The sequence below is a fragment of the Coleofasciculus chthonoplastes PCC 7420 genome (genome assembly GCF_000155555.1).
Lineage (GTDB): Bacteria > Cyanobacteriota > Cyanobacteriia > Cyanobacteriales > Coleofasciculaceae > Coleofasciculus > Coleofasciculus chthonoplastes_A.
On sequence record NZ_DS989842.1, the window covers coordinates 482,798 to 495,866 of the forward strand.

Here is a 13,069-nt window from a genome sequence, read left to right on the forward strand (position 1 = left end):
GCAGGTACGCGGATTACGGTGCAGAGTTTGAGACAATAGGGCACGGCAATGCCGTACCCCTACGTTAGGGATAATTGATGGGGTAGAGGCACAATACTATCGTGCCCTAATCTAGCTGAATTCAACTGCCAAGAGTTGATCTAAAAGCAAAAGGCAGCAACCGCAGATGGTAGGTGGGCAATGCCTACTCAATCGCCTGTTGTAGGTTTGCTTTATTAACCGAAGGTTCCAAGGTTTCCAGGGATGCAAGATTCGTCGCCAATAATTCCTCCACCATTGCATTCACCTTACCAGAGACAAGATCACGCCAAGCCTGACGCTGTGGGGAATGTCCATCCTGCTTACACCATTGTGCGATCGCCTCAGATAGATCTTCTATCTTATCGGGTAACGGTTCAATTAACTCAGCCAAATCAGCCAAGTCTTGAGGCGAAAAAAGCGATCGTTGATGCTGTAACAGTTCAATAAAAACCACAACATTTTGTTCAGCAAATAACCGTGCGGCTTGTTGAACCACTTCCCCAGGCAAATCCAATCCTTCCGCAATCATCTCCCCACTCAACCCTAACTGCATTAGGCGGGGTATGGCTTTTAACTTGGTTTCTTGTCTGCCTTCTTCTTGAGCTTCCTGATAAACCTTGGTTTGTTTGAGTTCACTTAACCCGAACATAGCTTGTATCTCCTCTCGGCTTTTTTGCGGTAATTTGTAAACGATGATTGTCTCGATTAAATCAATCAGATTTCGTTTTGTCGTCTCATCGGTTATCTGGGCTTGGGCTTGTTCAATCAAGCGCTTTGCTTGCTTCGGGGCTGTCTTTTCCCTCTCAATCACTAGCTTAACAACATTAACCCCCAAAGAATCCGATGCCTCCTCTCCTAACTCATCTAAGTATATCCGAGTAACCCGGGTGAAAAGTTCCCTAAAGTGTAACGGTTGTTCCCTTTCAATCCGACGAGTGGGATAAATGACCACAACCTGCCATTGATTGGCTGGCTTGTATTGTTTCAGAAAAATAAACAGTTCCGTAAATACACGATAATATAAATTCTCATCCGGTTGAAACTGAACCTCGACCACATAAAAGGGTTCGTTTGATTGTTCATTCTTCGGCAGAAACAACCCATCGAGTCGAAATGACAGTTCCTTAATTTCACGGGATGTGAATTCATACATCTCGGCTTGTTCTGGGGATTGGTTGATCAGTTCAAAGAAGATACTGGGAAACCCTTTGAACAAGCGATAAAAAATGCTGTCAGTTTTCACGTTTTCCTTGGGCTTTCCATCACACAGTTGACGATTAATACTGTGTCACCCCTGAAGCGGAAAATTCCTATCACCACAATCTTGACAAATTCAACCAATTATGATTAAAGCCAGGACAGACAACGCGATCGCACCTGTGGAAACCCGGTAGGGGCGACCCGCCTGCATCAATTAATAGACCACTCCACTCAATTGGATCGGGTCGCCCTTTACTCCCTACAAAAAAACGCTTAAACTTGCTCACGTCAATAGCCCCGGGTTTGACTTTTCTCGACTTGTGCCAATAGTTGTTCCTGAGTATGAGCCGTAGGTTTACAACTGAGTCCCTGACAAACTAAGCCAACAGCATTCTCCGGAAGACTGGGTTCTATTCGATACATAGTTGCCGGAAAATACTGCGTCATTAGGGATAAAATCTGAGCCACGTTGGTGCGAATTAGGGTAGAATTGCGGAACCAATCTAAAGCCGTAAACAGACTAGGACAGGATTGGGACGACTGGTTCATTACACTACTAAACGCATTCAGGGCAACTTCTGCGCGATCCAGATAAGCCAAGTTTTCCGTGAGTAATGTCAGACGTACCAAATTCGCGATCGCGACACCATTCGCCGCAGGTGTGGCATTATCGGTATAACTGCGTTCCCGTATCAATAAATCTCCACTACTATCATTAGCGGCGTTATAGTAGCCTGCGAGTTCCACACTCCACAAATATTCGTCAAATTCGTCCTGTACTTTAATCGCCTCCTCTAACCAACTATCCGGGATTGGCGATTGGGAAGACTCTTGTGCTGTTGCTAATCCTAGTGAGGCTTGATGCAAATCTAATAAGGCTTTAATAAATAACGCATAATCTTCCGACTGTGCCAATATAGAGGCTTCACCTTCATAATTCAAGCGATGGAAACGCTGATCTACCCATTGATTCTCCAGAATAAATTTAGCGGCTGTTGTGGCTAATTCCAGGTATTCGGGTTTACGAAATACGCCATACGCCCTAGCTAAACCAGAAATCATTAGGCTATTCCACGCCACAATCATTTTCGTATCTGTAACCGCCGGAATGCGACCTGACCAATTCTTTGTTTTTGCCTCTTGATTGTTTTGGGCGGGGGGGAAGGTTTCTAAGCTGTCGGGAGGGGAACCATAACGGGCAGTAAATAGTTTTGCTAATGCAGTTTCTAAGGTATCGCTTAACTGATCCGAATAACGGCGCTGCAATACATTTTGTCCTTCAAAATTGCCTTCAGGGGTAACCGTAAATTGTTCTTGCAATTCTGCCAATTCTTCAGCCGTGAGGAGTTGCTGCAATTCGGCATAACTCCAGACATAAAATGCCCCTTCTTCCGGTTCGGCGGCGCTGGGTTCGGTGAAGCTATCGGCGTCTTGGGCGGCGTAAAAATAACCAGACGAGGCGGTCATTTCCCGTGTCAGCCATTGCACGGTTCCCGATATTGCCCGTTCAAACGCAGCTTCTTTAATCCCCACACTCCACAGATTTGCCAAATACTCGACAATCTGCCCATTATCGTAGAGCATTTTTTCAAAGTGAGGCACCGTCCAAGTGGCGTCTACGGTGTAGCGATGAAAGCCGCCTGCGACGTGATCATAGATTCCCCCCTTTGCTAAATCTAACCCACGCGATCGCGACGCTTGGTACGCATCAACCTCGGTCATCTCCTGGAAGCGAATTCCCCGCAAGGCTAAATCCGCATAGGGAATCATCGGAAAACTCGGTCCATAACTCCCACTATCTACAATCCGGATCGTCTTGTCCATTCCCTGGCGCAGTAATTCAGCGGTGAGTTGTCCGGAAGCGGGGAGGAGAACCGACTGTTGTAGATGACCCAGAATCTCGTCTTTAAAGTTTTGCAGCTTGGTCTTTTCTACATCATAGAAGCGGCGAATCGCTTGTAATACCTGTAAAAAGCCCGGACGCCCATAGCGCGGTTCTACGGGGAAATAGGTCCCCCCATAAAAAGGAACCCGATCCTCTGGCGTCAGAAAAATATTTAGGGGCCAACCCCCTTGACCCGTCATCATCTGCAACGCCTGCATATAAATGCTATCAATATCCGGACGTTCTTCCCGGTCTACCTTAATCGGTAAGAAATTGGCATTCATGTACTGTGCGATCGCCGGATCAGAAAAGGCTTCCCCTTCCATCACCGTACACCAGTGACAGCTTGAGTAACCAATAGACAGGAAAATTGGCTTATTTTCCGCCTTAGCCGTGAATAAAGCTTCATCACTCCAGGGCCACCAATCGATAGGATTTTCCGCATGCTTACGCAGATAAAGGCTTTGGCATTGGGCAAGGCGATTGGTCATGACAACTGTAATTACTCTAGATGCTCTCTGGATCAGTGTATCGCGGTATCGCAGTTTGCGGTTTTGTTCGGAGTTCGTAGTCAGGGCTTTAGCCCTTCATTATTAAAGTTTTATAATCTTAAGCACCTGTTCTCCAATCCCCAGAATGTCTAATCAACCCAAAAACCATCACCGTAGTATTCCCGTTCGCGATCGCGCCATTGAACACCTTCCTGGATTGAGTAAAGAAGATTGGGCTAAACTTCAGCAACAGGGAATTACGACAATGGGTCAACTCCTCAAAGTCGCGAATAGTCGCCAATCTAAACAAGCGTTAGCCAATCAACTGCAAATCAAGGCACAATATGTACATAAATGGGTGGCACTGGCTGATTTAGCTCGCGTCCCCAGTATTGGCTATGACTACTGTGGGTTATTGTTGCACGCGGGTATTATTTCAGTGAAGCAGCTAGCTCAAACACCAACTCATAAGTTACACCAGCAAATTTTACGACTCCAAGTAGCAACAATGCAACGGCGTGATCTGAGTCCGACTATTGATCAAGTCGCCGCCTGGATTCAACAAGCACGACAGTTGGTTCAGGGATAATATCATCTGAAGCAATGTAGAGACGCGCCATGGCGCGTCTGAAACCGGGGGAAGTCAAGATACTTTCGTTACTTTAAATCAGAAAATGCCTCGGTTGAGGCTATGCTTCCATTGAATAGCTGTAAACCAGAATTGGCAAGGGTTTTGGCTTAAGTTGATCCGGATGAAGGCTTGCGCTTGATTCATCGCTGACGAGTGTTTGATACTCATTGACGAGTGTTTGATACTCGCTGACGAGTGTTTGATACTCACTGACGAGTGTTTGATACTCACTGACGAGTGTTTGATACTCGCTGACGAGTGTTTGATACTCGCAGACGAGTGTTTGATACTCATTGACGAGTGTTTGATACTCGCAGACGAGTGTTTGATACTCATTGACGAGTGTTTGGTACTCGCTGACGAGTGTTTGATACTCATTGACGAGTGTTTGGTACTCGCTGACGAGTGTTTGATACTCGCAGACGAGTGTTTGATACTCATTGACGAGTGTTTGATACTCATTGACGAATCTTTAATACTCGTCAACAGAATCCATCGCCTCCCCATCCTGTAGAGACGCGCCATGGCGCGTCTCTACAACCGGAATGCAGCGCAGTCAAATCTAAACCACATAAAAATAAGGCTAAAGCCGCAATACTTCTTTAACCTTTTGTCTACTTATATAATTGTGCTTTTCCAAAAATAGCACTACGGGGATAGGTTAGGACATTCCTTTGTTGCCCATTGTCTGTTGCTTGTTGCCTTTTCACCCAATTTTATTGTCCTAACCTCAATCGGTAATACTATACCCCTCAGCCGCTTAAGTCGTTGTTTCTGACTCTTTATCTGACTTGGGTGTCTTTGTCTTCATCGCCTTAAACCGTTCTCCTAATTCTTCCGCCGCCGCCTTTAAACCGGGAGTGCGTTTAGCTGCTGTCTTCACATAGTCATAAACCTCTAAACTACTCGTCATTGTTTCACTTCCCACCGCCAGCAGCGTATCATCTACTTTTTCCGTCAGTTGGCGCAAGTCTAAGAAAATTTCCCCCAGCGCCATTGCTAACTGATAATCTTGGACAAATTCGTTCACATCAAAGCTATTGGGCAGAATATCTGGATTCGACTGGGCTATATTTAAACTATTTTGGACAAAGCCTAAGCTTTTATCGCCCATTTTAAACAGCTTGCGGCGTTCGTCAACACTCAGATTGACTAAGAACGAGAGTTTTTCTTCAATGGTTTTGATAGCGGCTTTAATCGCGGCTTTATCTTCGTCAGAAAGCGTCGCGCTAATATTTTGGTAGGGCATAATCGTTATCCTGAAAGGGTTCTGTGGATAGATGAGCCAATCCGGATTCAGTCGGTGCCAGTGTTTAGTGATCACAGATAAGCCAAAAGATAGATGACTGAAGACGGGGTTAAGTTCATCTATCTAATAGGATGCCAGTTTTTTGGGTAATTTGCCCAGTCGAGGCTTACAGGGTTGTCAAGTCGCGTCATCGTTTGTAGTGGACTGACACAGTTAAAATTGTGGGATAGATTTTACTGTTGGAATGGGCGCACGCCATGCGCCCCTACGATGCTAATCCACCAATTAATACCAAGTTGCAGTCTAAGGTAGAATTTGTCATGCTGAGTGGAGTCCGGAGCGAAGCGGAGGAACGAAACGAAGCATCTGTCCAGATTCTCGTATCTCGTTCCTCGCTATAGTTTGAGAGAATCGGGTACGGCAATGCCATACCCCTACAGAGCGGGATAATTCATGGGGTAGGGGCACGATAATATCCATCCGTGTCAACTTAAGGTAGAAAACCAATGCTGGTAAGGTTTTCAGCTATGCCTATCTACGGCTCGACATTTTCCCCCTCATCCCCTAACCCCAACTCCGGTCCGTGGGGAGAAGGGGAACCGGACTCTCTTGCTCCCCTCTCCCCTGCCATAAAAGCGAAGCATCCTTAGTCATCCCCCCTCTTGTAGGGGGGAACGAGGGGGGTCGGGAGAGGGGCTGGGGGAGAGGGGTTTAGCTTAAGTTGATACCAATGATCAACATCAGCCCTCCCCATCAACATCAGCCCTTCGCTCATACTCTCAGCGTATCCTTTGCCCAGTGTATAATGGCGTTTGCGATCGCACTAACTGATATCTATCTTCTGGCTTTTCCGGTACTTCCACCACCAACCCGGAACCGACAAAAATCTTCAGCACCAACTCCAACTGCTGACTATCCATCACCCAATCTAAGGGTAAAGCGGTTAACTCCGGACAGGTGGATTGATTAAGACGGGAACGCAAAACAATCGTCCGTTTCAATGCCTCAATAATCTTACCGCCCCGAACTGAGGCAAAATCAATATAATACAGACGATCTTCAGGATTCGCGATCGCGAGAGTTTTACTCGGATCACAAGCATCAAAGAATCTCAGAAAATCTAATTCCATTTTTGTTTAACGTCGTTCAACCCAACCTATCCAGGTGACTAAAACATTGCCTCTACTTCTGTCAAAGGTATAGTGGCACGTTGGCGTCGATCACTAATCATTTGCCAAAATTCTGCTGAGAGTTGCAGATTCAATTGCTCCGGATCAACGTTTGTCAATCCTAAAAAAAGGGCAATGGGTTTACCGTTTTGGGTAATCAGGATCTGTTCCTCCTGAGCATTTCGCACATAATCCTGTAATTGTTCAGAAAGTTGTTCTAGGGTTAACTGTCTCATCCCACGATCTCCTCTGTAGTTTGTCCCGGTGATTTCCGGCAACAGCTCGAACGTAAACGATTTTTCCGTCCTCATCTACATCATAGAAGACTCGATACTCTCCCACCCGCAATTCCCAAATGGGGGGAACTGTCTCAAACCTGGGTACTAAAGGCTCAAGGCGTTTGCGATTCCTTGTTATCACTGTGGGTTCATGGGTGAGTTGCTGGCGAATTGCATCAAGGATTGGGCGACGATCAAAAGCACGAATTGCCCTAAGTTCTTCAACGGCTAAGTCAGTCACTTCAATGACATAGGAAGTCATCACAGAAAACTCCAACGAGTATACCAGCCAGTAGTTGTAGGGTGGGCAAGAGTTATAAATCTTGAAATTCTATTAGACTGCAACTTGGTATAACGAGTATTGACAAGCGTTCTCCCTAATGCTTAATACCTAGTCCTTCGCTAACACACCATTGAGGAAAATATCAGCAATACCCTCTGCCATGTCTTGCACATCTTTGAGGGAGGCTCCTGGTTCCATAATCGTCTCGTCGCTAAACCCCGCTACTGCAAACATCCCTAAAAATACCCTAGCCACAACCTTGGGGTTAGTCCGCCGATAGATCCCCCGCTCCATAGCTGTTTCAAAGAACGCTTCTGCCACATCGGACATTTTAGCAATGACTTCTGACTGGATGCGATCGCGTAAATCGGGGTGAAACTGGGCTTCCATAAAACAAACCCGCATCATATCCGCATTTTCATGCATCCGCATCATCCGCCGCCGCATCACCTGCGCCACGGCTTTATAACTCCCCATTTCGCTTAATTCCGTCAGCAAATCCGTGAGCAACTCCACCCAGCCTTGAGTCGCCACCTCGACTAATATGGCTTTCTTATTCTCAAAATGGCGAAATAGAGTCCCTTCAGCGACACCCGCTTTTGCCGCTAAATCACGGGTTGTTGTCCCGTTATAGCCGCGACTGGCAAATAAACGTTGGGCAGCATCTAGGATACGCTGCTTTGTCTCTGTTTCTGATTGAGGGGGCTGGTGTAAGATTCGCATTGGACTCCAAAATGAGCTGCAAGGGTTATGGGCGACAGGTTATCTATGCCAGAAAAGGCACGCCTTTAAGATCAGACGTATTTTACACTAGATTATTTCTTCCCCCAAACGGGTGAAAATTTACAAAAAGTTAGTTGTCATGAACGACAAGCCGCACGGTAGGGGAAGATGGGGAAGATGGGGAAGATGAGGGAGATGGGGAAGCTAAACTAGATAAAGTCCGTCCTATGATATTTTGCCTCCCCTAACCCAGAACATTAAAATTCAACAACCCCACGCTACTAACGTAGAGCGTGGGGATTGCAAGACAAATTGCAATTTAAACCGTTGAATACCGCGTAGAGTCTCAGTTTGGTACAGACACCCGGATACTTCCCTAGTCCGGATTACCTCTAAAACCTTTTGTCGGGTTGTTGGTAGAGACGCGCCATGGCGCGTCTGTACAAGACATCTTAACTGAGATGGCGGTAAGGGACTCGCATACTTTTACTCGGAGGTTTATCACCATGTTACGAGTACCAGTTTTATCCAAATCAGGTAAACCGTTAATGCCTACAAAACCCAGCCGCGCTAGGCGTTGGCTAAAGAAAGGTAAAGCCAAAATTGCACACAACGACTTAGAATGTTTTGCCATTCAGTTGACCTTTGAAACGGAAGAAAATACCCAACCTATAGCCGTTGGTATAGATCCAGGTAAACACTATTCAGGGATCGGGGTTCAGTCGGGTTCCGTCACCCTTTGGATGGGACATCTGGTTCTGCCATTTAAGACGGTTAAAGAACGGATGGAGCTACGGCGAGTCATGCGTCGAGCCAGACGGGGAAGACGGATTAACCGGAAGTTGCCTTATGATCAACGCTGCCACCGTCAAGCTCGGTTTGATAATCGCAGACAAGGTAAACTACCGCCGTCAATTCGAGCCAACAGACAGCTAGAGCTACGGGTAGTTAACGAGTTGTTTCAACTGTTCCCGATTAGCGCCATTCACTATGAGTTAGTCATGGCGGATGTCGATAGAACCAGTGGGCGCAAGTCGGCAAAGTCTGGTGTTGGGTTTTCTCCAGTCATGGTGGGTCAAAAACAAATGCTTAACTGGCTGCGTGAATTAGCCCCAGTAACAACTCACCAAGGGTGGCAACGGGATGGGAACGGAACCAGTCAGCTTAGGCAATGGTTAGGATTAGCCAAAGACAAGAAAGACAAATCGAGCCAGACGCCTGCAACTCATGCTGTTGATGGTGTGACCTTAGCCGCGTTCGAGTTTACCCAATGGCGAGAATGGCACTTGACCCAAGCCAAACATGGCGGTTGGGTAGGCGATGTTCATGTTACCCCCGCACCGTTTGCGGTAATCCGTAGACCACCAATCAGCCGTAGACAATTACACCTGTGTGTTCCCTCTAAGGGTGGAGTGCGGCGCAAGTACGGCGGTACAGTTACCCGCCATGGAATTAGGAAGGGTGATCAGGTAATTGCCGAAAAAGCTGGAAAAACTTACATCGGCTGGTGTTCTGGAGACACTAAGGCACAGGTTTCCGTTTCCGACAAAAATTGGAAACGTTTAGGGCAGTTTACTGCCAAAAAAGTCCAGTTGTTGCAGCGAAGCACGGGATTAATTGTTCGCATTGAGCGAAGTCGAAATGTCGTGCCTTCACCTGGACTGTCAAATCTCCCCTTATTGAAAGGGTTGATTTGACCGCTATTCCTCTCCACCCTCCTGAGCCTGCGAAGGATCTGCTGAGGGTGGAGTCTCACGCGAATACGATGACAAATGACGTAGCTTGCTTCTCAAGGGAGCGAGTATGACAAATGACAAATGACAAATGACGAATGACAAATGACAAAGAATCGATCTATTTTGCGTTTTCTGCATTGGACTGTTCACTTGAAAAAATACCCCTGGCGCTCCATCCTAGGAGCGTTCTTAGTCGTAACTCTAGTATGGAGTAGTATCCCGTTGGGGGCTTTGGCTCGCAGCGAAACCCCACCAACGAACGCCCAATCAATCCAACCTTACTTGGATGGCGTCCTTGACCAGGTGACGGAGTTTAGCCTGGATAATGGGATGAAGTTTATCGTTCTAGAACGGCATCAAGCCCCCGTTGTCTCCTTTGCCACCTATGCTGATGTTGGTGGCGTTGATGAACCTGTAGGCAAAACGGGTGTGGCTCACTTTCTGGAACATTTAGCCTTTAAGGGAACCAACCAAATCGGCACTCGAAATTATCAGGCAGAAAAACCCCTGTTAAACCGCTTGGATCAGTTAGCGGCACAAATTAAAGCCGCGAAAAAAGCTGGGAACGAGGCAAAGGTTGCCGAATTAAAAGAGGAGTTTGCCCAAGTTGAAGCCCAAGCCGCTAGCTTGGTCAAGCAAAATGAGTTTGGTCAAATCGTTGAACAAGCGGGAGGTGTGGGGTTAAATGCCGCCACGTCAGCCGATGCGACGGTTTATTTCTACAGCTTCCCCTCCAACAAACTGGAACTGTGGATGTCTTTGGAGTCGGAACGCTTCCTGGAACCCGTGTTTCGGGAATTTTACAAAGAACAAGAGGTGATCCTCGAAGAACGGCGTCTGCGAACCGACAACTCGCCCATCGGTCAAATGATCGAGGCGTTTCTGGATACCGCGTTCCAAGTCCATCCCTATCGGCGTCCGGTAATTGGGTATGACGAAGACATCCGCAACCTGACTCGTGACGATGTGCGACAATTCTTTGAAACCCACTATGTTCCCAGTGAATTAACCATGGCGGTAGTGGGTGATGTTGATCCCGATGAGGTTAAAGAGTTGGCTCAAACGTACTTCGGACGCTATGAGGCAAAACCAGCCGCCCCTGAAGTCAGCATCGTCGAACCTCCCCAGCAACAAACGCGGGAAGTGACGTTGGAACTACAGTCTCAACCCTGGTATTTAGAAGGATATCATCGACCCTCTCGTACCCATCCTGACCATGTAGTGTATGAAATTATCGGGCGTTTACTCAGCGATGGTCGCACCTCTCGCCTGTATGAATCGTTGGTTCAAGAAAAACAAGTCGCCCTCTCCGCTGCCGGATTTAGCGGGTTTCCGGGAGATAAGTATCCCAATCTGATGCTGTTATATGCCCTAACTGCACCCGGACACAGTGTTGAAGAAGTCGCGACAGCCCTGCGAGAAGAAATTGAGCAACTCAAAACCGAACCCGTTTCAGCCCAAGAGTTGGAACGAGTGAAAACCCAAGCCCGTGCTGGCTTATTGCGATCGCTCGATTCTAATATGGGAATGGCACGTAATTTAGTGGAATATCAGGTGAAAACAGGCGACTGGCGCAATCTGTTTAATGAACTCCAGGCAATCGCCAAAGTTACACCGGCTGATATCCAACGGGTGGCTCAAGCCACGTTTACACCCGACAATCGCACCATTGGACAATTGCTATCAAGTCAATAGTCTTATGTCTTATGTCAGGGAATAGGCAATAGGCAATAGCGAACAGGGAACAGTAAAGAATGTCCTAACCTGCCAAGGTAGCTGCTATATTCCTCAAACCCTTACATAAGACATAAGCACCAATGACCAATGACAATAAGAGCCGTTAACTTTAATTTTTCCCCTCTACTTATCTAATGAGCAATCTTACATTGAACAGATTCCGTCGAAAAGTCTGGCGCTGGTGTGGATTACTGGTTGCCACAATTCTGTTGGTTGTCGTATCGCGCACGCCTGCTGTGGCGGCTACGGCGAAGCATTATACCGAGTTAACCTTTCCGCCTCTGTCAGAAATTCAGATCCCGGAGTATACTCGCTATCAACTGGATAATGGCATCGTTGTCTACTTAATGGAAGACCACGAATTGCCCTTGGTGAGTGGAACCGCGATGATTCGGACAGGCGATCGCCTTGAACCCCCTGATCAGGTTGGCTTAGCCAATATTACCGGAGAAGTCATCCGCACAGGCGGGACAACAGAACATTCGCCGGATGAACTAAATCAGTTACTCGAACAACGGGCGGCGTCTGTGGAAACAGGGATTAGCACGTCAAGTGGTAGCGCCAGTTTCAATGCCCTCAGCGAAGATGTGGATATGGTGTTTGACTTATTTGCTGAGGTAATTCAAAAGCCTGCCTTTGCCGAAGATAAGCTGGAGTTGGCGAAAAAGCAACAAGCGGGACAAATTGCCCGTCGCAATGATGATCCTAAAGATATTGCCAGTCGCGAATTTACTAAACTGATTTATGGGGATCAGAGTCCCTATGCCCGCACTATTGAATATGAGACGCTAGCCAATATCTCCCGTGACGATGTGGTGGAATTTTATCAGAACTACTTCCATCCCGAACGGATGATTTTGGGTATCGTGGGAGATTTTGATTCAGAACAGATGCGATCGCGGATTCAGGAGAACTTTGGTAACTGGAATCCCCCATCACCTCCCCCAGAAATAACCGTACCGTCTGCATCCCAGGCAAAGGAAGAGGGTTTATTTGTCGTGGATCAGGATCAACTCACCCAAAGTTATGTGTATCTGGGGCATATTGGCGGAGAATTTGATAACCCTGATTATCCGGCGTTGGATGTGATGAATCAAATCCTCAACGGGTTTGGCGGGCGGTTATTTAATGAAGTGCGATCGCGCCAAGGGTTAGCCTATTCCGTCTATGGCTTCTGGAGTCCTCGCCATGACTATCCTGGGATGTTTGTTGCGGGTGGACAAACTCGTTCTGAAGCTACTGTATCCTTGATTCAAGCGATTCGTTCAGAAATAGAGAAAATCCGCACCACGCCTGTCACCCCAGAAGAACTTGAGTCTGCTAAAGACCAAGTTTTGAACTCATTTGTGTTTAACTTCCAAGATCCCAGCCAAACCTTATCGCGGCTGATGCGGTATGAATATTATGGGTATCCCGAAGATTTTCTCTTCCGCTATCAGCAGAAGGTGAAAGAGACGACAATTGAAGATGTGCAACGGGTGGCGCAAAAATATCTCCAACCCAATCAACTGGTTACATTAGTCGTTGGGAATACGGATGCGATTCAGCCTCCCTTAACCAGTCTGTCGAACAATGTTACATCGTTAGATATCACCATTCCCGAACAAAGCAGTTAGTGATGTAAATTGGTTTGTAGTGAGCACTTTAGTGCTTCAACGCCTAGCCG

Annotated in this window: 13 protein-coding genes; 4 read left to right on the forward strand and 9 right to left on the reverse strand. The window is 47.0% G+C overall.

All coding sequences use genetic code 11. The features are described 5' to 3' along the window. Positions 1 to 184: 184 nt before the first annotated feature. Together MC7420_RS03920 and MC7420_RS03925 are read right to left on the reverse strand one after the other, a co-directional pair. On the reverse strand, positions 185 to 1,264 hold the full coding sequence (locus MC7420_RS03920) for an Rpn family recombination-promoting nuclease/putative transposase (RefSeq protein ID WP_063711999.1): 1,080 nt from the start codon (positions 1,262 to 1,264) through the stop codon (positions 185 to 187). 245 nt (positions 1,265 to 1,509) lie between these two features. Continuing rightward, positions 1,510 to 3,597 (reverse strand): thioredoxin domain-containing protein, encoded by a 2,088-nt coding sequence (locus MC7420_RS03925; protein WP_006098449.1) that lies wholly within the window; start codon positions 3,595 to 3,597, stop codon positions 1,510 to 1,512. A gap of 145 nt (positions 3,598 to 3,742) precedes the next feature. Here MC7420_RS03925 and MC7420_RS03930 point away from each other — a divergent pair, with 145 nt between their 5' ends. Next, positions 3,743 to 4,186, forward strand: coding sequence for a DUF4332 domain-containing protein (locus tag MC7420_RS03930; protein WP_006098563.1), 444 nt, complete (start codon positions 3,743 to 3,745; stop codon positions 4,184 to 4,186). A 78-nt stretch (positions 4,187 to 4,264) separates the two neighbouring features. Here MC7420_RS03930 and MC7420_RS43215 read toward each other — a convergent pair whose 3' ends face one another. The 7 genes from MC7420_RS43215 to MC7420_RS03960 all read right to left on the reverse strand — a co-directional run bounded on the left by MC7420_RS43215 (position 4,265) and on the right by MC7420_RS03960 (position 7,930). After that, a complete protein-coding gene (locus tag MC7420_RS43215) occupies positions 4,265 to 4,396 on the reverse strand; it encodes a hypothetical protein (protein ID WP_269546245.1) in 132 nt (43 codons plus the stop codon). 592 nt (positions 4,397 to 4,988) lie between these two features. After that, positions 4,989 to 5,477, reverse strand: a complete 489-nt coding sequence (locus MC7420_RS03940; protein WP_006098553.1) for a hypothetical protein — start codon at positions 5,475 to 5,477, stop codon at positions 4,989 to 4,991. Positions 5,478 to 5,742: 265 nt separating this feature from the next. Then, positions 5,743 to 5,907 carry a hypothetical protein gene (locus MC7420_RS39140; RefSeq protein ID WP_157453022.1) on the reverse strand — a complete coding sequence of 55 codons (165 nt, stop codon included), beginning with the start codon at positions 5,905 to 5,907 and terminating at the stop codon, positions 5,743 to 5,745. A gap of 349 nt (positions 5,908 to 6,256) precedes the next feature. Further along, positions 6,257 to 6,607: a hypothetical protein gene (locus MC7420_RS43720; protein ID WP_006098455.1), complete on the reverse strand. Its 351-nt coding sequence runs from the start codon at positions 6,605 to 6,607 to the stop codon at positions 6,257 to 6,259. A 38-nt stretch (positions 6,608 to 6,645) separates the two neighbouring features. Beyond that, complete coding sequence (locus MC7420_RS03950) at positions 6,646 to 6,882, reverse strand: type II toxin-antitoxin system Phd/YefM family antitoxin (RefSeq protein WP_006098725.1); 237 nt, start codon at positions 6,880 to 6,882, stop codon at positions 6,646 to 6,648. After that, positions 6,851 to 7,186 carry a type II toxin-antitoxin system RelE family toxin gene (locus tag MC7420_RS03955; RefSeq protein WP_052307422.1) on the reverse strand — a complete coding sequence of 112 codons (336 nt, stop codon included), beginning with the start codon at positions 7,184 to 7,186 and terminating at the stop codon, positions 6,851 to 6,853. Before MC7420_RS03955 ends, MC7420_RS03950 begins: the two co-directional genes overlap by 32 nt. Before the next feature lie 129 nt (positions 7,187 to 7,315). Then, positions 7,316 to 7,930 carry a TetR/AcrR family transcriptional regulator gene (locus MC7420_RS03960; RefSeq protein ID WP_006098675.1) on the reverse strand — a complete coding sequence of 205 codons (615 nt, stop codon included), beginning with the start codon at positions 7,928 to 7,930 and terminating at the stop codon, positions 7,316 to 7,318. 506 nt (positions 7,931 to 8,436) lie between these two features. On the opposite strand from MC7420_RS03960, the gene MC7420_RS03965 reads away from it, so the two are divergent. The 3 genes from MC7420_RS03965 to MC7420_RS03975 all read left to right on the forward strand — a co-directional run bounded on the left by MC7420_RS03965 (position 8,437) and on the right by MC7420_RS03975 (position 13,019). Then, the gene (locus MC7420_RS03965) at positions 8,437 to 9,627 is read left to right on the forward strand and encodes an RRXRR domain-containing protein (protein WP_044204782.1); all 1,191 of its coding nucleotides are present in this window, start codon (positions 8,437 to 8,439) and stop codon (positions 9,625 to 9,627) included. A 141-nt stretch (positions 9,628 to 9,768) separates the two neighbouring features. Then, positions 9,769 to 11,361 carry a M16 family metallopeptidase gene (locus MC7420_RS03970; protein WP_044204783.1) on the forward strand — a complete coding sequence of 531 codons (1,593 nt, stop codon included), beginning with the start codon at positions 9,769 to 9,771 and terminating at the stop codon, positions 11,359 to 11,361. A gap of 176 nt (positions 11,362 to 11,537) precedes the next feature. Beyond that, positions 11,538 to 13,019: a M16 family metallopeptidase gene (locus MC7420_RS03975; RefSeq protein WP_044204784.1), complete on the forward strand. Its 1,482-nt coding sequence runs from the start codon at positions 11,538 to 11,540 to the stop codon at positions 13,017 to 13,019. The last annotated feature ends 50 nt before the right edge of the window (positions 13,020 to 13,069 follow it).